The organism is Hydrogenophaga sp. H7 (assembly GCF_002025745.1).
Taxonomy (GTDB): domain Bacteria; phylum Pseudomonadota; class Gammaproteobacteria; order Burkholderiales; family Burkholderiaceae_C; genus Hydrogenophaga; species Hydrogenophaga pseudoflava.
In genome coordinates this window covers 309714-329699 of the sequence record NZ_MCIC01000016.1, presented here as the reverse complement: position 1 = coordinate 329699, position 19986 = coordinate 309714, and the positions used below count along the sequence as shown (strand labels likewise).

Below are 19986 nucleotides of genomic sequence, written 5' to 3'. Positions count from 1 at the left end.
CGTTCTCAGGCGCCGGTTTCGCCGCCGGGCCGCCCCAAGGCGAAACGCGCCCCCTCGGGGGGCAGCGACCCGCGCAGCGGCGGAGCGTGGGGGACCATGTGTTGCAGCCAGTGCAGCCAGGCGTCCATGCCCTCGCCGGTGGTGGCGGACAGCTGGATCACCTCGATGGCCGGGTTCACGCGCCGCGCCAGGTCGATGCAGCGCGCGACGTCGAACTTCACGTGCGGCAGCAGGTCGGTCTTGTTCAGGATCATCAGCTGCGAGGCCGCGAACATGTCGGGGTACTTCAGCGGCTTGTCCTCGCCCTCGGTCACCGAGAGGATGGCCACCTTGGCGGCCTCGCCCAGGTCCCACACGGCGGGGCAGACCAGGTTGCCCACGTTCTCGATGAACAGCAGGCTGTGGTCGTCGCCGTGGTGGTGGTGGTGATGCCCGTGATCGTGACCGTGGGTGTGGTCGTGCGAGTGGTGGTGTGTGTGCAGCTGCGCAAACGCCTCGGCCACCATGGGCGCGTCGAGGTGGCAGCCCTTGCCGGTGTTGACCTGGATCGCGGGCGCGCCGGTGGCGCGGATGCGGTCGGCGTCGAAGCTGGTCTGCTGGTCGCCCTCGATCACGGCCACGTGCAGGCCGGGCTTGCGCGCCTTGAGCGCCTCGATGGTGGCGCACAGCAGCGTGGTCTTGCCCGAACCGGGGCTGGAGACGAAGTTGAGCGCGGTCACACCGTGCGATTCAAAATGCGCCCGGTTCTGCTGGGCCACACGGTTGTTGGCGCCCAGGATATCGGTCTCCAGCTTGATGGCCCGTTCCTGGCTCATTCCCGGCACCGACACGCGGGCCGCACCGGCGCCGAAGTGCAAGTCGCCGTTGGCCGGGTTGACCGTGATCACGCCGGGTTCGCTGCCCGCGTTCTGTTGCACATGCTGGGCATGGGCCGGGCTGTTGTCACTGCATCCGCACACGACACACATGGTCGGTCTCCTTCAACGTTGCTTCAATCATCACTCACGCGCATGTCCACCACGCGCAATTCCATGCCGCCCGTGGGCTGCAGCTGGTAACCGCCGCAGGCCGGGCAGGCGTCGCCGCGCTGGGCGATGGCCACGGCCTGCGCGCAGGCCATGCACCAGGCCTGGCCGGGCGGTTCGTCGATCTGAATGCTCGCGCCCTCCAGCAGGGTGCCGGGCGCCAGGCTCTCCAGCGCAAAACGCAGCGCACGGATGTCCACACCGGCCAGCTGCCCGGCTTCCAGCCGCAGCTCCAGCAGGCGCGCAAAGCCTTCGCGCCGCGCCGTGTCTTCCACCAGCTGCAGCACGCCGCCAGCCAGACTCGCTTCATGCATGGGCCACCTCCCCTTCCACCGCTGGCGCGGCGTCCACTTCAAACGGCACGCAGGGGTCGAACGCCGCCATCAGCAGGTGCAGCTGGCGCGTGCGCAGGCCGGCGGGCAGCGTGGCATCCAGCGCCGAGATGCGCCGCGCCACCTCGCCGGCCGGGTGGAAGTTCCACTCGGTCGGCGCCAGTACGCGGCAGGCGCGCACCACCGGCGCAGCGTCCTCGAGTTCCACCTGGTGCACCAGCAGGCCGCGCGCCATCTCGACCCAGGCCAGGCCCTGGCCGTCGGCCGTGTGCAGCGCCCCATGGCGCAGCCAGCCGGCGCCCTGCCCCGGCCCATCCGGCAGGCACAGCCGCACCAGTTCGGCCAGGCGGCTGCCCAGCAGGGCCCAGGGCGTGAGCGGCAGGCCGTCGTCCGCGCTGTGCAGGCGCGCCCAGGGGCCGGTGTGGGCGCAGGCGCCGTGCCAGAGCGGCTGCAGGGCAAAGCCCGGCTTGAGCGCCAGCGCCGCGGCCAGCGTGCGCAGCTGGTCGTCCTGACCGTGCACCCGCAGGGCCCGCGCCATGTCGAGCGCGCGCCCGCTGTCGGCCTCGCGGGCGCCGCGCACCAGGGCCGGCAGCCAGCCGCCGTGGCGCGTGCCCCAGTCGAGCAGCCAGTCGGCGCCGCAGGCCTGCCAGGCGCGCAGCCAGGTGGTGGCCGGCATGTGCAGGCACTCGCGCTGCAGCCAGTCAAGTGTGGCGGTCCAGGGGTCGTCGCCGGGCGTGGCCGGGCGCAGCAGCGGGCATGCCTGCAGAGACCGCAGGGCTGCGCCCTGGGCAGTGCCGTCGGCGGGGCCGAGCAGGCGCGGCCAGTCCAGGCCGATGCGGCGCACATGCTCCTGCGCGGTCTCGTGGCGCAGGCGCTGCGCGGTGTCACCGGGCATCGCCATGGCGCCGGGCCGCGCCGCCGCAATCGCGAGCTGGGCGCAGAGCCGGTGCGCGTGGCTGCAGAGGTTGAACAGGCTGGCCAGCAGACCCGGCAGCGCGGTGGCCGGCTGGCCCTGGCCGAGCCGCCCGGCCCAGTCGCGCCGGCTGCTGTGCAGCGCCTGCGCCAGCGGTGCGCCGGGGCGCACGCGCAGGCGGCCGGCCAGATCAGGACCGGTGTTCATGCCACAGCTCCCGGCGCGCCGCGGCGGCCGGTGAAGAAGGCGCGGCGCGCGGGCACGGGCTCGGCGACGGGCAATGGTGTGGGCACGGGCGCGGGCGCCGGCCGCAGCAGGGCCAGCGAGGCCTCGGCGGTTTCGCGCGCCTGCGCCTGCGTGGCAAAGCCGCCCATGGGCGAGAACAGCGCGCAGGTCTCGTGGTAGCCCACCGCCGGGTCGTGCGCGCCGATGAACTCGAAGCGCTCGCTGCCGAAGCCGTGCACCGCCTTGCGCGCGACGCGGCCGCCGTGGCCTTCCACCGCCCGCGGCAGGCGCACCAGACTCATGAACCAGGGGGTGATGAGCACGCCCTCGGCCACGGTCTGCTCGTCGTCGCCCCACCGGAAGCCGACGGCCTCGACGGACAGCGCCGGGTTGAGGATGGGCACGCCCTGCATGCGCTCGGTCTGCACGAGGCGGTAGAACTGCACCAGGGCGGACACGCGGTGTTCCATGGCTTCAGTCCGGCAACAGAAGAAACTGCTCGGCGTCGCAGTCGCAGTTGGGGCAGCGCCAGTGCGGCGGCAGCTCGGCGAACGGCGTGCCGGGCAGGATCTGCCACTGCGGGTCGCCGACCGCGGGGTCGTAGACCCACCAGCAGATCTTGCATTCCAGGCGCGAGCCGGGCCGCAGCACCTCGCGGTTGCCGAGGTACGAACCTTCAAAGCCCTGTCCGTCGAAGCCGCTCATGATTGTTCGAGGTATCCGAGCACGTCCTGCAGCCGCTCGTGCGAGTCGCGCAGGTCTTCCGGCGCCGCCATCGCGACCTCGGGCATGTCCACCACCTCGACCGTGTTGAGGATCACCTTGTCCATGGAGTTGTAGTACACCACGCGCCAGCAGTGCGGCAGGCGCGTGTTGGAGATGCGGCAGTTGCCGTAGCCGCGCGAGAGCAGCAGCACGCGGCCCGTGCCCAGCTGGTGGTCGAGGAAGCCGATGTCTTCGGGCGTCACCGGCAGCAGCGTCAGGTTGACCACGTGCGAGGTGTGGCCCGGCTGCCAGCGCGCCACCTGATCGCGCACCTCGTCCACCAGCAGGGGCGCGTTCTGCACGTTGGGCGGCAGCGGGCCGAGCCAGGGCCGGTACTCGCGCTCCGCATCTTCTTCGGCCACCACCCGCAGCAGGGCCGGCACCGGTCCGACCTCGACCACGTCGTCGACCAGGGCGCCGTCGCTGAAGGTCATGAGGCGCCAGACGCCGGCGAACACCGACTCCTGGATGCGCACTTCCAGCGGCGAGTCCTCCTCGCGCACGATGGCGCTGGCCTCGCCCTCGCCCATCACCTGGTTGACCAGCTGCCGGTCTTCGGCCGGCAGGGCCAGCAGGCTCACCTGCCCGCCCGCCCCGCCGTCGGCGGCCTGGTCCAGCAGCGCCAGCACCTGGACCAGGGCCTCGCGCGCGGCCGCGCGGCCAGCGATCTCTTCGGGCTCGGGCAGCATGGGCGCGCGGTAGGTGTCCATGTCCTTGGGCATGGGCAGGTAGTCGAGGTGCTCGTCCTCGGTCTGGGTGCCGGGGCCGAGGGCGACCACGGGGATGGGAAAGGCTTTCATCAGAGGCTCCTGGTGCGGCGGTGGGGCGTGGTCGGTGGGGTCAGTGGCAGCTGCTGCCGCCGGTCTGGCTGACGACAGGAATGCCGATGGTGGGCGGGCGCGAGGGCGGCATGGCCAGCGCGGCGGCGACGCCGGACAGGTACACGTCCCAGTCCTGCATGCCGGCGATCGCGGTCACGTACTGGCCGTCGCGGAAGAACAGCAGCGTGGGCCAGCGCTGAGAGCCGTAGCGCTTGGCCACCGCGTCCTCGTTGTCGCGCGGCACCACGGCCACAGCGAAGCGGTTCGGGAAGGACTTCATCAGCTCGGGCAGCACCGCCGCCACGTCCACGCCTTCGGGAAAACGCACCGGGTCGCCAGCCAGCAGCACGACGCGGTCGCCGCCGCCGGCGGTCCAGTCGGCGACGCTGGTCTCGTCGACCCAGGTGGCGCCGAACTCGCGCGCGAGGCGCTGGACCAGGGGGGCGTGGGCTTCTGTGGTTTCAATCATGGTGTCTCCTTGTGTTCAGGCGCCGGTCAGGGCGCGCATTTGTTCGGGACTCATCTGCGACGGCAGGGCGAAGCCCGCGTCTTCCTGCGCCTCCAGACCCTGCATGGCACCAAGCACCAGGTCCAGCGCCGCGTTCACCTCGGTCGCACGGTCGGTGTCGATGCGCTCGCGCGCGTCGTCGAGGAAGACCAGCAGCCAGTCGCCGCTGGAGACCTCGCCGACCAGGGCGGTGTTGATGCGGCGGCGCTCGCCGCGGCCTTCGCACAGGGCGAAGCGGCCGTCGGCCTCGACCACTTGCATGGGGATGCCGATGCACATGTCAGAGGTCCTTCACCAGGAACCGGTCGTCGCCGATGCGGCAGGCTTCTTCCGCGGCGGGTCGCTGCGCTTCGTAGGCGGTCAGCGCCAGCTCGTCCAGCGTCACCGCCTCGCGCGCCGCCAGCGGGGTCCGGCGTTCGACGGGGCCTGCGCCCCAGCGCTCGAGTTCGGCCACGCCCAGCGCCAGTGCGTCCTCCATCGCGGCCTTGACGACCGGGCGCAGGCTGCCGCCGTAGTCCTCCAGCTCCTGCGGCTGGCAGCCGATCAGCAGCACGCGCTGCGGGTACTTGCCGGTCAGCGTGGCCAGCGATAGCACCTCCTGGAAACCGGTCTGGTGCAGGCTCATCTTCTTGGCGCCCATGAAGCGCGGCACCTCGTCGTCGCGCACCTGTTTCAGCGTGCCGGGTTCGAGACCGTAGTCGATGGCGTCGAAGATCAGCAGCGCATCGGCCTCCTGCACGTGCTGGATCAGGTACAGGCCCTGGGTGCCGCCGTCGATGAGCTGCACGTGGTCGGCGAACTCCCAGCGGCGCTGCAGGGCTTCGATGCAGCGCACGCCAAAGCCTTCGTCGGCCCAGAGCAGGTTGCCGATGCCCAGCACGACGATGCGGGCCGGCAGAGTGTCACCACCGGGGTGACAGGTGGATTCGGTCGGAGTGGTGCGCATGGCAGGCAAGCCTGTGTGAAATCAGCGGGGGAAAGGGGACGTGGCCGAACCCGAGGACAGGCGCTTCCAGGCGTGGAAGCTGTCCCAGGCGGCCTGCTGCGCGAGCCAGAAGCCGGCGTCGATGCCGAACTGACGCGCACAACGGATGGCGGTGTCGGGCGACATCGCCCGCTGGCCGTGCACCAGCTCGTGCAGGCGGCGGCGCGAGAGGCCCAGCAGCCGGGCCGCCTCGCTCTGGTTGAGCGAGAGCGGCGCCAGGCAGGTGCGCGCCAGCAGGCGACCCGGGTGCAGCGGTGCGCGCACCGGCACACCGCGAGGGGGGATCGACCAGTTGACGGCAGCTTTCTTCATGACCTCAGTCTTTGAAGGTTCTGCGACCAGAGATCATGGTCGACACGATGGACTGGCGGCCCATGATGTCTTCGCGGATCGCGGCGTAGACGTGCAGGGTGATGAACATGATCATGGCCCACATGCCCAGGCGGTGCCAGGTGTGCACGTCCTGGCTCTGGCCGAACAGCGGAATGACCCAGCCGAACATCGTGTCCTGCCACGAGCCCACGCCGGCACCTTCGCTGTAGAGCGCGAAGCCGGTCAGGATCATGAAGACCATCAGCACCAGAAAGCCCGAGAACATCGCCAGCCGCGCCAGCGGGTTGTGGCCCACGTAGCGGCCAGGCCGCGGGATCAGGAAGGCGTACCACTTGAGCATGGTGAAAATCTCGCCCCAGTAGGCCTTCTGGAACAGCGGCACCCAGAACAGCTCGCGCGCATGGTGGTTGCCCACGATGGCCCAGTAGGCGCGGCCCAGCAGGCCGATGGCCAGGATGTAGCCGGCCGTGAAGTGCGCGAAGCGGATGTAGCCCATCAGGTAGTTCGCGCTGGCCTCGCCGGGCATGGTTGGCAGCGGTTGGCCGATGAAGTAGCCGGTGAGGCACAGCACGGTGATGGCCGCGACGTTGACCCAATGCCAGATGCGCACGGGGGCTTCGTACACATAGACCGACTTGGTGCTCTGGCCGTGCGAGACGGCGCTCTCGTCGATGCCGGTGACATCGGCCAGGCGCTGCTGCGCCAGTTCTTGTGCAGACAGGGAGGACATGGTGATCTCCTGTGCGAAGGGGCGGCCGTCAGACGGCCAGCTGGCTGAACAGGTAGACGCCCGCTGCGCTCAGGGCCGTGCCCAGACCGCCCAGCGCCAGACCGCTGCGCCGACCCAGGCCGCGCTTGATGGCCAGGCCGATGCCCACGCCGCCGATGTGCAGCGCCGCGGTGGTCACGAGGAAGCCGGCGGCGTAACCGGCGAAGCCGGTCTCTGGCGTCTCAGAGCCGTGGGCCAGTCCGTGCAGAGACGAGGCCAGCGCGATGAGGCCCAGCCCAACGGCGGCCGACATGGGCCGGGTGGCGACGATCAGCATCAGGCCGAACAGCACCACCGACAGCGAGACGCCGTGCTCCAGGTAGGGAACGGTCACGCCCATGGTGCCGAGCGCGGCGCTGACCACCAGGGCCAGCAGGAAGGTGGCCGGACCTTGCCAGGCCTTGCCCTGCGGCAGGGCGCTGACCGACCAGACGCCCACGGCCACCATGGCCAGCAGGTGGTCCAGGCCGAAGGGGTGGACCAGGCCTTCCATCAGGCTGTGGGTGCCGTGGCCGGTGTGGGCCTGGGCGGCGCCGGCCAGACCGGCCAGCAGCGCGGCGGCGGTGGCGCGGCGGATGTGTTTCGCTTGCATGTGTTTCTCCTCGTGGTCTGGTGTTGTCAACGGACGGTGACCTTGGCCATCTCCTGGCCGTCCGGGCTCATCACATGGGTGGAGCAGGCCAGGCAGGGGTCGAAGCTGTGCAGGGTGCGCAGGATCTCCAGCGGCTGCTCGGGGTTGACCATGGGCGTGTTCATCAGCGAGGCCTCGAAGGCGCCGATCTGGCCCTTGGCGTCGCGCGGCGAGCCGTTCCAGGTGGTGGGCACCACGCACTGGTAGTTCTCGATCTTCCCGTCCTTGATCCTGATCCAGTGGCCCAGCATGCCGCGCGGCGCCGCGACGGTGCCCACGCCCTTGGCTTCCTTGGGCCAGGTCGCGGGGTCCCACTTCTCGACGTTGGCGGTGGACGTGTCGCCGGCCTTGATGTTCTGCACCAGCTGGCGGAAGTCGTCCATCATCATCTCGGCGGCGTACTGGCTCTCCAGTGCGCGCGCCAGGGTGCGGCCGATGGTGGTGGGCAGCAGCTGCTTGGCGCTGTACTGGGTCTCCGGCAGGCCCAGGGCCTTGGGGATGGCGCTGTTGATGGCGACCGCCGAGGCGTCCACCTGTTCCTTGACGCGCTGGCACCACTTGTTGCCCTTCATCGCGTGGGCGTAGCCCAGGATGTAGCGCGAGAGCGGGCCGACCTCGACCGCGTGGCCGCGCCAGCGCGGCGACTTGATCCACGAGTACTTGGCGGATTCGTCGAGCTGCTCGATCTTGGTGCGCGTGCCCTTGAAGTTCGGGCCCTCGGGCTTGTAGTTGGGTTCGGTGATGCCGTCCCAGGGGTGCAGGCCCTTGCTGTCGTTGCCGTAGGTGTACCAGCTGTGGGTCACAAACTCCTGCACCTGCTCGGGGTCGCGCGGGTCGATCTCGTGGATCTTGTCCCAGTTGCCGTCCAGGATCACGCCGCCGGGCAGCTGGTGCGTGCTGTGGTCGTAGGGCACCTTCTCGTAGGTGCCGTAGTCGGCCACGTTGGTGGCCGAGAGGCCGCCGCCGTAGAGCCAGCCGGCCTGCTTGTAGATGGTGCCGATGGCCAGCACGTCCGGGATGTAGACGTTGTTGTTGAACTCGATCATCTCCTTGATGCGGGCTTCAACGAAGTTCAGGCGCTCCATGTTGATGGGCGCGCCGGCCGCGCCGTCGCCGTCGAGGTTGATCGCGCAGGGCACGCCGCCGACCATGTAGTTCGGGTGCGGGTTCTTGCCGCCGAAGATGGTGTGCACCTTCACCCATTCCTTCTGCAGGTCCAGGGCTTCGAGGTAATGGGTCACGGCCATCAGGTTGGCCTCGGCCGGCAACACGTAGGCCTTGCTGCCCCAGTAGCCGTTGCTGAACGGGCCCAACTGGCCGCTCTCGACGAACTTCTTCAGGCGGTTCTGCACGTCGCGGAAGTAGCCGGGCGAGGACAGCGGGTGCGAGGGCGACACCAGCTGCTGCAGCTCGCTGGTCTTCTTGGGGTCGGCGTTCAGCGCCGAGACCACGTCGACCCAGTCCAGCGCATGCAGGTGGTAGAAGTGCACCGCGTGGTCGTGCACCTGCAGCGTCTTGGCCATCATCTCGCGGATGAGGTGGGCGTTCAGCGGGATCCTGATGCCCAGGGCGTCTTCCACCGCACGCACCGAGGTGAGCGCGTGGCAACCGGTGCAGACGCCGCAGATGCGCTCCACAAAGGCCCAGGCGTCGCGCGGGTCGCGGCCCTTGAGGATCACCTCCAGGCCGCGCCACATGGTGCCGGTGGAGACGGCGTTGCGGATGACGTTGTTGCTGTCGAGGTTGACCTCGCAGCGCATGTGGCCCTCGATGCGGGTCACCGGGTCGACCACCACGCGGCGGCCGGAGTTGTCGAGCTTGAAGCCCTGTGTTTCGTAAGCACCCATGTCGTGTTCTCCTGGCCTCAGGCGTGGTTCTTCGATTTCTCTTTGGACGTGTCGCGCGCCCGCTTGGCGACCGAGATCGCGGCGTGCGCGGCGACCGCAGCGCCCACCACCGCGGCGGCCTTGCCACCGATCTCGTCGGCGTTGGCCTCGATGCCGAAGGCGTGGATGTCGGTCAGGCGGTCGTAGAACGAACCCTTGTCCCAGAAGCCGTCTTCCGAGCAGCCGATGCAGCCGTGGCCGGCCTTGATCGGGAAGCTCGTGCCCTCGTTCCACATCACGGTGGAGCAGGCGTTGTAGGTGGTCGGGCCCTTGCAGCCGACCTTGTAGAGGCAGTAGCCCTTGCGCGCAGACTCGTCGTCCCAGGCCTCGACGAACTGGCCGGCGTCGAAGTGCGGGCGGCGGTAGCACTTGTCGTGGATGCGCTGGCTGTAGAACATCTTCGGGCGGCCCTGGCGGTCCAGCTCGGGAATGCGGTCGAAGGTCAGCATGTAGGTGATCACGCCCGTCATCACCTCGGGGATGGGCGGGCAGCCCGGCACCTTGATGATGGGCTTGTCGGTGATGACCTTGTGGATCGGCGTGGCCTGGGTCGGGTTGGGCTTGGCGGCCTGCACGCAGCCCCAGCTGGCGCACGAACCCCAGGCGATGATGGCCTTGGCGTCCTTGGCGACGTGCTTGAGCTTGTCGATGAAGGGCTTGCCCGACTGGATGCAGAACATGCCGTCTTCGTTCAGCGGCGGATTGCCTTCCACCGCCAGGATGTACTGACCCTTGTACTTGGTCATGATCTCTTCGAGGATGGCCTCGGCCTGGTGGCCGGCGGCGGCCATCAGGGTGTCGTCGTAGTCCAGGCTGATCATGGAGAGCACCACGTCCTTGGCCAGCGGGTGGGCCGAGCGGATGAAGGCTTCGGTGCAGCAGGTGCATTCCAGACCGTGCAGCCAGAGCACCGGGGTGCGCGGCTTGTTTTCCATCGCGTGGGCGATCTGGGGCACAAAGCTCGGTGCCAGCCCCAGCGAGGTGGCGGTGAGCGAGCAGTACTTCATGAAACTGCGGCGCGAAATGCCTTTGCGGCGCATGACCTCGTAAAAGGTTTCCATCGTGTGGTGTCTCCGTGGGCTGTGTGGGGCGGATCCGGGTCCCGCCCGCAAACGCTGGGAATGGGCAGGTGTGTGACCGTTCGCAATCCGCGGGCCACGATCGGGGCACCAAGGGAAAACACCGACACGGGCTTGTAAGCCGTTGTCAGGAAACATATATTTTCAATGACCAACAGGCAGCCACTGCCATCCACCATTCAGGGGATTCGAAGACTTTCCGTTTTCTGAAACAAAATGGAAATCAAACTTCCACTCAAAAATCCAGCCACCGTCCGCTGCACAGGCAAAAAAAAGCCGACCCGCAAGGGTCGGCTTATGATTCGGAGCATCTCTTGGGACGCTGAAGGATTTGTTCTGATAGGACTGGGTTGTCTCCTCGGTCCCCCGCGGTCGCGGCGTCTGGCGCCGTTTGCGAGTGGCGGTACTGTAGCCGCCCGCACCAGACCCGTGCATACGGGCTTTCCCTTGGTGCCCGGAACCGGTGGCACAGGAAATGCAGCGCATCCCGTATCGTTGGAAGAGGAAAACACCATGTCGCAAAACGATGCATTCGCCGCCGCCGCCCACCTGCATGTGTTGCTGCGCCGCAAGACCGGCCGCGTGACCGACACCGAGTGGATGGTGAACAACGTGGAATACGCGCAGGCGGTGGTGAGCTTTGCCCGCCAGCGGGCGCGCGAGGACGGCCTGGACGAACTGCTGCCCCTGGCCGAGCGGCTGGAGTCGCTGGTGATACCGGTGCGCCGGCCCAGCGCGCCGGTGTCGGCACCGGCGCCCCTGGCGGCGGCCAGCGACCCCAGCGCCCGCTACATCGGCCGCCTGAGGTAACAAGCCCCCACGCTCCGCCGCTGCGCGGGTCGCTGCCCCCCGAGGGGGCTGGGCCTGCCTTGGGGCGGCCCGGCGGCTGCCCCGTAGCCCCCACGCTCCGCCGCTGCGCGGGTCGCTGCCCCGCCTCACGTCCCGGCGACGATCCAGCGCGCGGCCTTCTCCGCGATCATCAGCGTCGGGCTGTTGGTGTTGCCACTGGTGATGGTGGGCATCACGCCCGCATCGACCACGCGCAGGCCGGCCACGCCGCGCACGCGCAGGTGGCTGTCCACCACCGCCAACGGGTCGTCCTCACGCCCCATCCTGGTCGTGCCCACGGGGTGGAAGATGGTGCTGGCGATGTCGCCGGCCAGGCGGGCCAGCTCCTCGTCGCTCTGGTACTGCACACCGGGCTTGAACTCCTCGGGCCGGTACTTCGCCATCGCCGGCTGGCCGACGATGCGGCGCGTCACGCGCAGGCTGTCGGCCGCCACCTTCCGGTCGTCCTCCGTGGCGAGGTAGTTGGGCGCGATGGCCGGCGCGTCCTCGAAGCGCGGGCTCTTGATGCGCACATGGCCGCGGCTGCTGGGGTTGAGGTTGCAGACGCTGGCGGTGAACGCCGGGAAGCTGTGCAGCGGTTCGCCGAAGGCGTCGAGGCTGAGCGGCTGCACGTGGTATTCGAGATTGGCGTGTGGCTGCGACGGGTCGCTTTTCGTGAAGGCGCCGAGCTGGCTGGGCGACATGCTCATCGGCCCGCTGCGCTTGAGCGCGTATTCCAGGCCGATGGCCGCCTTGCCCCAGAGCGAGTTGGCCAGGGTGTTGAGCGTCTTGGCGCCCTGCACCTTGTACACCGAGCGAATCTGCAGGTGGTCCTGCAGGTTCTCGCCCACGCCGGGCAACTCGTGCACCGGCGCCACGCCCGCCGCCTGCAGCACCGCCGCCGGGCCGATGCCCGAGAGCTGCAGGATCTGCACCGAGCCGATGCTGCCGGCGCTGAGCACCACCTCGCGCGCGGCCGCCACGCGCACGCGCTGGCCGTGGCTCACCACGTCGGCGCCGGTGCAGCGCAGCGCACCCGCCGCGTCCCGCTCCAGCCGCAGGCGCTCGACCTGGGTCTGCGTCCACACCGTGAGGTTGGGCCGGTGCTGCACCGGGCGCAGAAAGGCCTTGCTTGCGTTCCAGCGCCAGCCGGCCTTCTGGTTCACCTCGAAGTAGCCCACGCCCTCGTTGTCGCCGCGGTTGAAGTCGTCGGTGGCCGGGATGCCGGCCTGCTGCGCCGCCTGCGCGAACGCGTCCAGCACGTCCCAGCGCAGGCGCTGCTTCTCGATGCGCCACTCGCCCGAGCTGGCCACGCTGCGGTGGCCGTGCAGGGCGGCAAACGTGGTGTCGCCCTGGCCCTCGGTGTAGCGGTCGAGGCGGTGGTGGTCCTCGTGCGCCTTGAAGTCCGGCAGGCAGCGGTCCCAGCGCCAGTCGCTGTCACCCGTCAGCCGCGCCCACTGGTCGTAGTCGCGCGCCTGGCCGCGCATGTAGATCATCCCGTTGATGCTGGAGCAGCCGCCCAGCGTCTTGCCGCGCGGGTAGCGCAGCTTGCGGCCGTTCAGGCCCGGGTCGGCCTCGGTCTGGTAGAGCCAGTCGGTGCGCGGGTTGCCGATGCAATAGAGGTAGCCGACGGGGATGTGGATCCAGTGGTAGTCGTCCTTGCGCCCGGCCTCGATCAGCAGCACGCGTTTGGACGGGTCGGCCGAGAGCCGGTTGGCCAGCAGACAGCCGGCCGTGCCCGCGCCGACGATCACATAGTCAAAGGTGGCGGTGGCGTCGCTCATGCGCAAGGTCTCCTCGTTGTTCATTGGCCGGGCTCATGATGCAACCCGACGATTGCCAGGCACTTTGCCCGATTCGCCCACAGACTTCCAATGAAATGTGGCAAGGCCAGGTATAAGCTCGCCAAATAATGAACCCGCCGAACCGCCTGCCCGCCACCGACCCGCAGACTCTGCGCGCCTTTGTCGCCGTGGCGCGCGAGGGCAATGTCTCGCGCGCTGCGCAGCGCCTGCACCTGAGCCAGCCGGCGGTGAGCCTGCAGCTCAAGACCCTGGCCGAGGCCACCGGCCTGCAGCTCTTCACCCGCACGCCGCAGGGCATGGCGCTCACGCGCGACGGCGCCGCCCTGCTGCCGCTGGCCGACCGCGCGCTGTCGGCCCTGTCCGACTTCGGGCAGGCCGCCGCCGCGCTGCACCAGACGGTGCGCGGCACGCTGCGCATCGGCACCATCCTCGACCCCGAGTTCACCCGCCTGGGCGCCTTCCTCAAACAGCTGGTGGAAAGCGCACCGCAGGTCCACACCGAACTGGGACAGGGCATGAGCGGCGACGTGCTGGCGCGCATCGCGCGCGGCGAACTGGACGTGGGCTTCTTCCTCGACCTGCCGGCCGACCCGCTGGGCCCGCCCTACCGCCTGCGCGCCCTGACCCGCTTCACCTACCGCGTGCTCGCGCCCGCCGGCTGGGGGCCGCAGGTCAAAGGCAAGGACTGGAAGGCCCTGGCCGCCCTGCCCTGGCTCGCCACGCCCCCGGCCAGCGCGCACCACCGGCTGCAGCGCCGCGTGTTCGGCCCCGGCTCGGTCACCGGCATCGAACCGCGCCGGGTGGCGCTGGTGGACCAGGAGGCGTCGATGCTGGATCTGGTCAAGAGCGGCGTCGGCCTGTCCCTGGTGCGCGACGCGATCGCCATGCGCGAGGCGCAGGCGCACGGGCTGGTGGTGGCCGACCAGGTGGCGCTGGAATGCGACCTGAGCTTCCTCTGCCTGGCCGAGCGGGCGGGCGAACCTGTCATCGCTGCGGCGCTGGGGGCGCTGGACGCGGTGTGGGGGTGACATCCTGAGACAGAATGTCCGTCTCATCAGGTACCGCTCGCCATGCTCACCCGCATCCACCACGCCGCCATCATCTGCTCCGACTACCAACGCTCCAGGCGCTTCTACACCGAAGTCCTGGGCTTGAAGGTCATTGCGGAGCACTTCCGCGAGGCGCGCAATTCCTGGAAGCTGGACCTGGGTCTGCCCGACGGCTCGCAGGTGGAGCTGTTTTCTTTCCCCGGCGCGCCGCCGCGCCCGTCCTACCCCGAGGCGCAGGGCCTGCGGCATCTGGCGTTTGTGGTGGACGATGTGCCGGCCTGCAAGGCGCGGCTGGAGTCGCTGGGCGTGGCGGTGGAGCCGGTGCGGGTGGACGAATACACCGGCCGGCGCTTCACGTTTTTCAGCGACCCGGACGGCTTGCCGCTGGAGCTGTACGAGGCGTGAGGCCCATGAATCCAGCGCCGGGTCGCCCCAAGCTGGATTCGCACCCCCTCGGGGGGCAGCGACCCGCGCAGCGGCGGAGCGTGGGGGCCTAGTTCAGCTCCATGACTCTGGCCGGAAAGTCGTAGTTCTCGTCCAGCGCCCGCGCCGCCATCACCGGCAGCATGTGGGTGATGAACACCTCGCCCACCCAGCGGCGCACATCGGGGTCGGCCGGGTTGGTCTTGGCGTGCAGGGTGAAGGCGCAGAAGCGTGTGATGCCGATGTCCTCCGTCAGGCCCGGCGGCACGTGCGGTGCGTGCAGCTGGCCTTCGGGCAGGGCGTGGGTGGTTTCCAGCCGCCAGGCGCCGAGCATGCGGTCGAAGTGGCCCACCGTGCCCTTGCGCCAGATCTCGGCCACGTAGATGTTCCAGGCGCCGGGCTCCTCGGCGATGAAGCCCCAGTCGAATTCGTGCACGGCATCCGGCTCGGTGTCGAACACGCCGACCTCGCGCGCGTCGTCGCGCATCGAGAACTCGGTGAACATCGCGCCCGGCCCGGTCGGGCGATCGTCGATGAAGCGGTTGACCGCCACCGGGTCGGCCACGAACAGCGGCTCGGGTTCGCTCCAGGCGCGCTTGGCGCGGTTGAGCAGGCGCGCGGTGGCGTCCACGCTCTTTTGCGCGTTGATGACCCAGTCCATGAAGGTCTTGCGGCCTTCGGGTGTGGACAGCTGCTCGACCGCCTGGTCGAAGGCGGCGTCGTCCTTGAGGTGGCCGTCCTCGCGCAGGCGCAGCACGATGTCCAGCAGCGAGTTGCGGGTGATGTGCTCCAGCGTGTAGGCCAGGTCGCCGCCGGGGTAGTCGGTCATGGTGCGGCGGATCCAGTCCATCGTCGCCTCGTGCGACAGGCCCTGCGGCGCGCGCGGCAGGTCGTTGAAGAGGGCGCGCAGCACGCGCACCGTGTCCAGATCGCTGGCCATGTCGGTCCCGGTGTCAGAAAGAGAAGTGAAAGCCCGGGCCGGCGCGCCGCAGCGGCGGACCAGCCCCAGTGGACAGCATAGTCCCGCGCCCCCGGGGTTGAATACCCGGAAAAGTCACGTGTTTGCGGTTCAAATGCAGGCCATGAACGCAGTGACCCCTTCCCTCTACCGCATCCTTTTTGTCTGCATGGGCAACATCTGCCGCAGCCCCACCGCCCACGGCGTGTTCGAGGCCAAGGTGCGCGAGGCCGGCCTGACCGAGCGCGTCGAGGTCGACTCGGCCGGCACGCACAACTACCACGTGGGCGCGCCGCCCGACCACCGCAGCCAGGCGCACGCGCTGCGGCGCGGCTACGACCTCTCGAACCAGCGCGCACGCCAGCTCACCGCGGACGACTTCGAGGCCTTCGACCTGGTGCTGGTGATGGACTGGGAGAACCAGGTGGCGGCCGAGCGGCTGTGCCCGCCCCGGCACATCCGCAAGCTGCGCCGTTTCGCCGAGTTCTGCGAGCGACACGACAGCCCCATCGTGCCCGACCCGTACCAGGGTGGGCCGGACGGCTTCGAACACGTACTCGACCTGGTGGAGGACGGCAGCGAGGGGCTGCTGGCGCATGTGCGCGGGGTCCTCGGGATCGCCTGAGACAGCGGCCGGCAGAAGGCGGGCGCGCCTCAGCCAGAGGCGCCCGCCACGTCCTGCGAACGGATGGCGGCGAAGCGCTGCTCCATCTCGCGCCGCATCGCCTTGCGCAGTTCGGCGCCCGCATGGCGGCGGCGCTCGTCGGGCGTGAACGGGCGCAGCGGCGGCACCGCCGTCGGCTTGCGGTCTTCGTCGACCGCGACCATGGTGAAGAAGCAGCTGTTGACGTGGCGCTTGTCCTGGGTGCGGATGTTCTCGGCGATCACCTTGATGCCGACCTCCATGGACGAGGTGCCGGTGTGGTTGACCGAGGCCAGAAAAGTCACCAGCTCGCCCACGTGGATCGGCTGGCGGAACATCACCTGGTCGACGCTGAGCGTGACCACATAGGTGCCGGCATATCGGCTGGCGCAGGCATAGGCCACCTGGTCGAGCAGCTTGAGGATGGTGCCGCCGTGCACGTTGCCGGAGAAGTTGGCGGTGTCGGGCGTCATGAGCACGGTCATGCTCAGCTGGTGGGCGGGGAGTTCCATGGGGAGTCCGTTGGCGGTGGGGTGGGCACTGCCGCTCAAGAAATTCGTTTGAGGGGCCGATATTGTGGCTGGGCCATTCCGCCCAGCCATCCGTAGGTCCCACGATGTCCATCGCCTCTTCCGCCTCCGCCATCGGCCTGAGCGGCCTGCGCGCCGCGCAGCTGCGGCTGGACGTGGGCGCGCACAACATCGCCAACGCCCAGAAGCCCGGCTTCCAGCGCCAGCAGGTGGTGCAGACGGCCAACCCCGAATCGGGCGGCGTAACGGCGCGCGTCGAGCGCGAAACCCAGGCCGCCGCAGAAGGTGGCGACCTGGGCCATCTCGCCGAAGACCTGGTCGGCGGGAAGATGTCGCTCTACAGCTTCGCCGCCAACCTGCAGGTGGTGAAGACCGGGCAGGAGATGCTCGGCACACTGTTCGACGAACGCGCCTGACACGCCCCGGCCCTCAGGCCAGGTAGTCGCGCACGCAGGCCCCCTGCGTGACCATGCGCCATCCCCGCCACAACAGGTGGGCGGATGTCACGGGCGGCCGCCCACCGTCTTCCCAGCGCCGCGCGCCCGGCCTACGATGGGCCCGCTTCGGCGCATCCTCTCTCTAACTTCAAGGAGCTGACATGGCAGGCTGGTACGAACTCTCTTCGAACGACAAGGGAAAGTTTTCCTTCGTCCTGAAGGCCGGCAACGGCGAGGTGATCCTGCGCAGCGAGCAGTACGACACCCTGGCGGCGGCCGAGAACGGCATCAAATCGGTCCAGACCAACAGTCCGCAGGAAGCGCGCTACGAGCGCAAGCACGCGTCCGACGGCCGCTGCTACTTCAACCTCAAGGCGGGCAACCACCAGGTCATCGGCACCAGCCAGATGTACAAGGACTCCGCTGGCCGCGACAACGGCATCCAGTCGGTCCAGACCAACGGACCGAGCACGACGGTCAAGAAAGCCTGAGTTCGGCGCAGAGCCGCTCGCGCACCGCGCTCATGCCGCGGTAGGCCACCACGGCCTCGCTCATCGAGGCCAGTGCGTCGGCCAGTTCGGCTGCGCGCCCGGGCGCAACGGCCAGCACGTCCACCAGCCGCGCGACCATCACGCGGATGAAGAACACGCCGCGCCGCAGCGCAGGCAGCGGCAGTGTGGTCTGGCGTTCGACGCGGAAGAACACCTGGTCGATCAGCCGGCCCGTGGCCTCCGGTGCGTCGGCCGCGGCGAGCGCGTCCTCCCAGCGGGCGCGGCGCGTCTCGGGGTGCTGGGCCAGGTCGCCGCTGGGCGTGAGCAGCCAGACATGGCGCAACATCGGCGCCTGCCGGAAGGCCATGTCGACGATGCCACGCGCGCCCGCCTGCAGCAGCGCGTTGTCGGCCACCGGTGCGTGGATGGCAGTGAAGTCCAGGCCCAGCTTCTCGGCAGGGTTCCAGTTCGAAGGAAAACACACCGAGAGGAAACGCGCCCGGAAGCCGTCGCCTGGCTCGTCGTGCAGGATCACGAAGTCCTCCTGCAGGCCCTCGGCCAGGGCATCGGCGTCGGGCGCCAGGACCACGCCCGTCTGCGAGGCGTAGGCCTGCGCGATCGCGGCCAGCACGGCGGGGTCGGCTTCACCGACCGGTGCCCTGCGGGTCTGCGCCCGCAGCACCGCCCGCTTGTGGTCGGCGTAGGCGCCGGCCTGTGCATCGCGCACGAACAACGGTGGCGCCAAGGCCGCCTCTCCCGCCACGGCCAGCCGCGACAGCCCGGGTCGCATGCGGAACGGGGTGCCGACCGCCCACGGCACCTCGGCGGCCGGCGTGAGCACACGCGGGTTCATCGCTCGGACCTCAGGGCACCACCGACGCCAGCAGTTGCTGCACCAGCGGGTGCTGCACCTTGCGCGCCGTGCCGATGGCGTAGAAGTGCTCCTGCACGCCCTCGCAGGGCGCGAACCACTCGAGGCCGTAGCCGCTGGAGAGCTTCTCGCGCATGCGCTCGGAGGCAGGGAACACGCCCATGCCCGAGGACCCGAAGGTGACCAGCAGCGCGCTGTCCTCGAACTCGCCGACCACGTTGGGCAGCACCCCCTGCTGCTCGAACCACTGGTCGATGCGCATGCGCACCGAGGCGTGGGCGCTGGGCAGCAGCACCGGCACTTCGGACAGGCAGCGCGGGAAGTCCTTGCGCGCCTGCGCCAGCCATTCCTTCGGCGCGTACCAGCCCAGCGGCGACGACCCCATGGCGTGGCTGTAGAGCTTGAGGTTGGGGTTGGCCGGCGCAGGCCGGTCGGACAGCACCACGTCCAGCCGGTGCAGCGCAAGGTCGGCCAGCAGATCGTCGAATTCGTCCTCGTGGCAGACCAGGCGCAGTCGCGGCTCCTCCAGCGCGGGCGCCAGCAGCTCGCGCACCGCCAGCTTGGCCAGCCCGTCCGAGATGCCCACCACCAGCCGCACCGAGGTCTGGCTGGTGGCGTCGCGCACCGCCGCGTGCAGGTGTTCGCCGAGATGGAAGATCTGCTCGGCCACCTGCAGCGCGGCCTGGCCCGCCTCCGTCAGGGCCAGGCCACGGCCAGCCGGCTTGAACAGCGCGTGGCCCAGCGACTGCTCCAGCAGCCGCACCTGCGCGCTGATGGTCTGCACCGCCATGCCCAGCCGGGCCGCCGCGTGCGACATGCCGCCTTCCTTGGCCGTGACCCAGAAGTAATACAGGTGCTTGTAATTGAGTTCCTGATTCATTCTTCGCCTTTTTGGGAAAAATTCTTCGCCATTGTCTGCTTTTTATGAAGAACGCGAAACCCTATCTTTCAGCCTCCCTTTGTTCCCTTTCAGGAGAACCCTCATGGCACAAGTCCGTCGCATCCCTTCCCTGTCCACCGGCAGCTCCCTGTCGCTGGACCGTCCGCAGGCCGCGAAGGTCCTGCGCAACACCTACGCCCTGCTGTCGCTGACGATCCTGTTCGCGGCCGGCATCGCGGCCCTGGCGGTCGCCAACAGCTGGCCCGCGCCCGGGCTGGTGATCACGCTGGTGGGCTACTTCGGCCTGCTGTTCGCGGTGCACAAGCTGCAGAACAGCGGCTGGGCCCTGCCCGCCGTGTTCGCGCTGACCGGCTTCATGGGCTACACGCTCGGCCCGCTGCTCTCGCGCACGCTAGAACTGCCCGGCGGCGCCGGCACCATCGTGGCCGCGCTGGCCGCCACGGGCGCGACCTTCGTCGCCCTCTCGGCCTACGTGCTGACCACGCGGCGCGACTTCAGCTTCATGGGCGGCTTCCTGTTCGCCGGCATGGTGATCGCCATCGTGCTGGCCCTGGTGGCCTACTTCTTCACCATGCCCGCGCTGGCGCTGGCCGTCTCGGCCATGGTGGCCCTGCTGTCGGTCGGACTGATCCTGTTCGAGACCAGCCGCATCGTCAACGGCGGCGAGACCAACTACGTGCTGGCCACGGTCGGCCTGTTCGTCTCGGCCTTCAACCTGTTCACCAGCCTGCTGAGCCTGTTCGGCATCGGCGGCAACGACTGAGCGTTCTGCCACCCA

At 69.3% G+C, this 19986-nt stretch carries 26 protein-coding genes; 7 read left to right on the top strand and 19 right to left on the bottom strand.

Annotated elements, in window-relative coordinates; all coding sequences use genetic code 11:
- Positions 1–5: 5 nt before the first annotated feature.
- The 14 genes from hypB to BC358_RS15105 are packed head-to-tail and all read right to left on the bottom strand — an operon-like array spanning position 6 to position 10254.
- Entirely contained in the window at positions 6–968 is a 963-nt protein-coding gene (gene hypB, locus BC358_RS15170) for a hydrogenase nickel incorporation protein HypB (RefSeq protein ID WP_256861533.1), read from the bottom strand.
- Between the two features lie 23 nt (positions 969–991).
- On the bottom strand, positions 992–1339 hold the full coding sequence (locus BC358_RS15165; protein ID WP_079366473.1) for a hydrogenase maturation nickel metallochaperone HypA: 348 nt from the start codon (positions 1337–1339) through the stop codon (positions 992–994).
- The gene (locus tag BC358_RS15160) at positions 1332–2477 is read right to left on the bottom strand and encodes a hypothetical protein (RefSeq protein ID WP_079366472.1); all 1146 of its coding nucleotides are present in this window, start codon (positions 2475–2477) and stop codon (positions 1332–1334) included. The genes BC358_RS15165 and BC358_RS15160 overlap by 8 nt, the downstream gene beginning before the upstream one ends.
- On the bottom strand, positions 2474–2965 hold the full coding sequence (hybE, locus tag BC358_RS15155; RefSeq protein WP_079366471.1) for a [NiFe]-hydrogenase assembly chaperone HybE: 492 nt from the start codon (positions 2963–2965) through the stop codon (positions 2474–2476). Before hybE ends, BC358_RS15160 begins: the two co-directional genes overlap by 4 nt.
- A gap of 4 nt (positions 2966–2969) precedes the next feature.
- Positions 2970–3200: a rubredoxin gene (locus tag BC358_RS15150; RefSeq protein ID WP_079366470.1), complete on the bottom strand. Its 231-nt coding sequence runs from the start codon at positions 3198–3200 to the stop codon at positions 2970–2972.
- Positions 3197–4060, bottom strand: a complete 864-nt coding sequence (locus BC358_RS15145) for a hydrogenase expression/formation protein (protein WP_079366469.1) — start codon at positions 4058–4060, stop codon at positions 3197–3199. Before BC358_RS15145 ends, BC358_RS15150 begins: the two co-directional genes overlap by 4 nt.
- A gap of 40 nt (positions 4061–4100) precedes the next feature.
- A complete protein-coding gene (locus tag BC358_RS15140) occupies positions 4101–4550 on the bottom strand; it encodes a hydrogenase (RefSeq protein ID WP_079366468.1) in 450 nt (149 codons plus the stop codon).
- 15 nt (positions 4551–4565) lie between these two features.
- Positions 4566–4868, bottom strand: a complete 303-nt coding sequence (locus BC358_RS15135) for a HypC/HybG/HupF family hydrogenase formation chaperone (protein ID WP_079366467.1) — start codon at positions 4866–4868, stop codon at positions 4566–4568.
- Between the two features lies 1 nt (position 4869).
- Complete coding sequence (locus BC358_RS15130) at positions 4870–5535, bottom strand: HyaD/HybD family hydrogenase maturation endopeptidase (RefSeq protein ID WP_079366466.1); 666 nt, start codon at positions 5533–5535, stop codon at positions 4870–4872.
- A gap of 21 nt (positions 5536–5556) precedes the next feature.
- Positions 5557–5886 carry a HigA family addiction module antitoxin gene (locus BC358_RS15125; RefSeq protein WP_218669499.1) on the bottom strand — a complete coding sequence of 110 codons (330 nt, stop codon included), beginning with the start codon at positions 5884–5886 and terminating at the stop codon, positions 5557–5559.
- A 4-nt stretch (positions 5887–5890) separates the two neighbouring features.
- Entirely contained in the window at positions 5891–6637 is a 747-nt protein-coding gene (gene cybH / locus BC358_RS15120) for a Ni/Fe-hydrogenase, b-type cytochrome subunit (RefSeq protein ID WP_079366465.1), read from the bottom strand.
- Between the two features lie 28 nt (positions 6638–6665).
- The gene (locus tag BC358_RS15115; RefSeq protein WP_079366464.1) at positions 6666–7268 is read right to left on the bottom strand and encodes a HupE/UreJ family protein; all 603 of its coding nucleotides are present in this window, start codon (positions 7266–7268) and stop codon (positions 6666–6668) included.
- A 26-nt stretch (positions 7269–7294) separates the two neighbouring features.
- Positions 7295–9154 (bottom strand): nickel-dependent hydrogenase large subunit, encoded by a 1860-nt coding sequence (locus tag BC358_RS15110; protein ID WP_079366463.1) that lies wholly within the window; start codon positions 9152–9154, stop codon positions 7295–7297.
- Positions 9155–9171: 17 nt separating this feature from the next.
- Positions 9172–10254, bottom strand: coding sequence for a hydrogenase small subunit (locus BC358_RS15105; RefSeq protein ID WP_066161125.1), 1083 nt, complete (start codon positions 10252–10254; stop codon positions 9172–9174).
- A 531-nt stretch (positions 10255–10785) separates the two neighbouring features.
- Here BC358_RS15105 and BC358_RS15100 point away from each other — a divergent pair.
- Positions 10786–11082: a hypothetical protein gene (locus tag BC358_RS15100; protein ID WP_079366572.1), complete on the top strand. Its 297-nt coding sequence runs from the start codon at positions 10786–10788 to the stop codon at positions 11080–11082.
- Between the two features lie 125 nt (positions 11083–11207).
- Here BC358_RS15100 and BC358_RS15095 read toward each other — a convergent pair whose 3' ends face one another.
- Positions 11208–12884 carry a GMC family oxidoreductase gene (locus BC358_RS15095; RefSeq protein WP_066152608.1) on the bottom strand — a complete coding sequence of 559 codons (1677 nt, stop codon included), beginning with the start codon at positions 12882–12884 and terminating at the stop codon, positions 11208–11210.
- Between the two features lie 128 nt (positions 12885–13012).
- Between BC358_RS15095 and BC358_RS15090 the strand changes: the two genes are divergently transcribed.
- Both BC358_RS15090 and BC358_RS15085 read left to right on the top strand, forming a co-directional pair.
- A complete protein-coding gene (locus tag BC358_RS15090) occupies positions 13013–13933 on the top strand; it encodes a LysR family transcriptional regulator (protein ID WP_066152517.1) in 921 nt (306 codons plus the stop codon).
- 42 nt (positions 13934–13975) lie between these two features.
- Complete coding sequence (locus BC358_RS15085; protein WP_066152514.1) at positions 13976–14359, top strand: VOC family protein; 384 nt, start codon at positions 13976–13978, stop codon at positions 14357–14359.
- Positions 14360–14447: 88 nt separating this feature from the next.
- Here the strand turns inward: BC358_RS15085 and BC358_RS15080 are convergent, their stop codons facing one another.
- The gene (locus BC358_RS15080) at positions 14448–15317 is read right to left on the bottom strand and encodes a hypothetical protein (protein WP_066152511.1); all 870 of its coding nucleotides are present in this window, start codon (positions 15315–15317) and stop codon (positions 14448–14450) included.
- Positions 15318–15459: 142 nt separating this feature from the next.
- On the opposite strand from BC358_RS15080, the gene BC358_RS15075 reads away from it, so the two are divergent.
- Positions 15460–15960 carry a low molecular weight protein-tyrosine-phosphatase gene (locus BC358_RS15075; RefSeq protein ID WP_079366571.1) on the top strand — a complete coding sequence of 167 codons (501 nt, stop codon included), beginning with the start codon at positions 15460–15462 and terminating at the stop codon, positions 15958–15960.
- A gap of 29 nt (positions 15961–15989) precedes the next feature.
- Here the strand turns inward: BC358_RS15075 and BC358_RS15070 are convergent, their stop codons facing one another.
- Complete coding sequence (locus tag BC358_RS15070; protein ID WP_079366462.1) at positions 15990–16490, bottom strand: acyl-CoA thioesterase; 501 nt, start codon at positions 16488–16490, stop codon at positions 15990–15992.
- A 104-nt stretch (positions 16491–16594) separates the two neighbouring features.
- Between BC358_RS15070 and BC358_RS15065 the strand changes: the two genes are divergently transcribed.
- Positions 16595–16924 carry a flagellar basal body protein gene (locus BC358_RS15065; protein ID WP_079366461.1) on the top strand — a complete coding sequence of 110 codons (330 nt, stop codon included), beginning with the start codon at positions 16595–16597 and terminating at the stop codon, positions 16922–16924.
- Positions 16925–17106: 182 nt separating this feature from the next.
- A complete protein-coding gene (locus tag BC358_RS15060) occupies positions 17107–17436 on the top strand; it encodes a YegP family protein (RefSeq protein WP_079366460.1) in 330 nt (109 codons plus the stop codon).
- Here the strand turns inward: BC358_RS15060 and BC358_RS15055 are convergent.
- Both BC358_RS15055 and BC358_RS15050 read right to left on the bottom strand, forming a co-directional pair.
- Positions 17423–18289 carry a heme-dependent oxidative N-demethylase subunit alpha family protein gene (locus BC358_RS15055; RefSeq protein WP_079366459.1) on the bottom strand — a complete coding sequence of 289 codons (867 nt, stop codon included), beginning with the start codon at positions 18287–18289 and terminating at the stop codon, positions 17423–17425. The two genes, BC358_RS15060 and BC358_RS15055, sit on opposite strands and share 14 nt — an antisense overlap.
- 10 nt (positions 18290–18299) lie before the next feature.
- Positions 18300–19187 (bottom strand): LysR family transcriptional regulator, encoded by an 888-nt coding sequence (locus BC358_RS15050; RefSeq protein WP_066152452.1) that lies wholly within the window; start codon positions 19185–19187, stop codon positions 18300–18302.
- 103 nt (positions 19188–19290) lie between these two features.
- Between BC358_RS15050 and BC358_RS15045 the strand changes: the two genes are divergently transcribed.
- The gene (locus tag BC358_RS15045) at positions 19291–19971 is read left to right on the top strand and encodes a Bax inhibitor-1/YccA family protein (protein WP_079366458.1); all 681 of its coding nucleotides are present in this window, start codon (positions 19291–19293) and stop codon (positions 19969–19971) included.
- Positions 19972–19986 lie beyond the last annotated feature (15 nt).

Coding starts and splice junctions, on each gene's coding strand:
- BC358_RS15125 (WP_218669499.1), bottom strand. CDS start 5,886: ATGAAGAAAGCTGCCGTCAACTGGTCGATCCCCCCTCGCGGTGTGCCG.
- BC358_RS15105 (WP_066161125.1), bottom strand. CDS start 10,254: ATGGAAACCTTTTACGAGGTCATGCGCCGCAAAGGCATTTCGCGCCGC.
- BC358_RS15130 (WP_079366466.1), bottom strand. CDS start 5,535: ATGCGCACCACTCCGACCGAATCCACCTGTCACCCCGGTGGTGACACT.
- BC358_RS15095 (WP_066152608.1), bottom strand. CDS start 12,884: ATGAGCGACGCCACCGCCACCTTTGACTATGTGATCGTCGGCGCGGGC.
- BC358_RS15140 (WP_079366468.1), bottom strand. CDS start 4,550: ATGATTGAAACCACAGAAGCCCACGCCCCCCTGGTCCAGCGCCTCGCG.
- hybE (WP_079366471.1), bottom strand. CDS start 2,965: ATGGAACACCGCGTGTCCGCCCTGGTGCAGTTCTACCGCCTCGTGCAG.
- BC358_RS15100 (WP_079366572.1), top strand. CDS start 10,786: ATGTCGCAAAACGATGCATTCGCCGCCGCCGCCCACCTGCATGTGTTG.
- BC358_RS15055 (WP_079366459.1), bottom strand. CDS start 18,289: ATGAACCCGCGTGTGCTCACGCCGGCCGCCGAGGTGCCGTGGGCGGTC.
- BC358_RS15085 (WP_066152514.1), top strand. CDS start 13,976: ATGCTCACCCGCATCCACCACGCCGCCATCATCTGCTCCGACTACCAA.
- BC358_RS15090 (WP_066152517.1), top strand. CDS start 13,013: ATGAACCCGCCGAACCGCCTGCCCGCCACCGACCCGCAGACTCTGCGC.
- BC358_RS15160 (WP_079366472.1), bottom strand. CDS start 2,477: ATGAACACCGGTCCTGATCTGGCCGGCCGCCTGCGCGTGCGCCCCGGC.
- BC358_RS15110 (WP_079366463.1), bottom strand. CDS start 9,154: ATGGGTGCTTACGAAACACAGGGCTTCAAGCTCGACAACTCCGGCCGC.
- BC358_RS15050 (WP_066152452.1), bottom strand. CDS start 19,187: ATGAATCAGGAACTCAATTACAAGCACCTGTATTACTTCTGGGTCACG.
- hypB (WP_256861533.1), bottom strand. CDS start 968: ATGTGTGTCGTGTGCGGATGCAGTGACAACAGCCCGGCCCATGCCCAG.
- BC358_RS15045 (WP_079366458.1), top strand. CDS start 19,291: ATGGCACAAGTCCGTCGCATCCCTTCCCTGTCCACCGGCAGCTCCCTG.
- BC358_RS15135 (WP_079366467.1), bottom strand. CDS start 4,868: ATGTGCATCGGCATCCCCATGCAAGTGGTCGAGGCCGACGGCCGCTTC.
- BC358_RS15075 (WP_079366571.1), top strand. CDS start 15,460: ATGAACGCAGTGACCCCTTCCCTCTACCGCATCCTTTTTGTCTGCATG.
- BC358_RS15115 (WP_079366464.1), bottom strand. CDS start 7,268: ATGCAAGCGAAACACATCCGCCGCGCCACCGCCGCCGCGCTGCTGGCC.
- BC358_RS15060 (WP_079366460.1), top strand. CDS start 17,107: ATGGCAGGCTGGTACGAACTCTCTTCGAACGACAAGGGAAAGTTTTCC.
- BC358_RS15150 (WP_079366470.1), bottom strand. CDS start 3,200: ATGAGCGGCTTCGACGGACAGGGCTTTGAAGGTTCGTACCTCGGCAAC.
- BC358_RS15080 (WP_066152511.1), bottom strand. CDS start 15,317: ATGGCCAGCGATCTGGACACGGTGCGCGTGCTGCGCGCCCTCTTCAAC.
- BC358_RS15145 (WP_079366469.1), bottom strand. CDS start 4,060: ATGAAAGCCTTTCCCATCCCCGTGGTCGCCCTCGGCCCCGGCACCCAG.
- BC358_RS15070 (WP_079366462.1), bottom strand. CDS start 16,490: ATGGAACTCCCCGCCCACCAGCTGAGCATGACCGTGCTCATGACGCCC.
- cybH (WP_079366465.1), bottom strand. CDS start 6,637: ATGTCCTCCCTGTCTGCACAAGAACTGGCGCAGCAGCGCCTGGCCGAT.
- BC358_RS15065 (WP_079366461.1), top strand. CDS start 16,595: ATGTCCATCGCCTCTTCCGCCTCCGCCATCGGCCTGAGCGGCCTGCGC.
- BC358_RS15165 (WP_079366473.1), bottom strand. CDS start 1,339: ATGCATGAAGCGAGTCTGGCTGGCGGCGTGCTGCAGCTGGTGGAAGAC.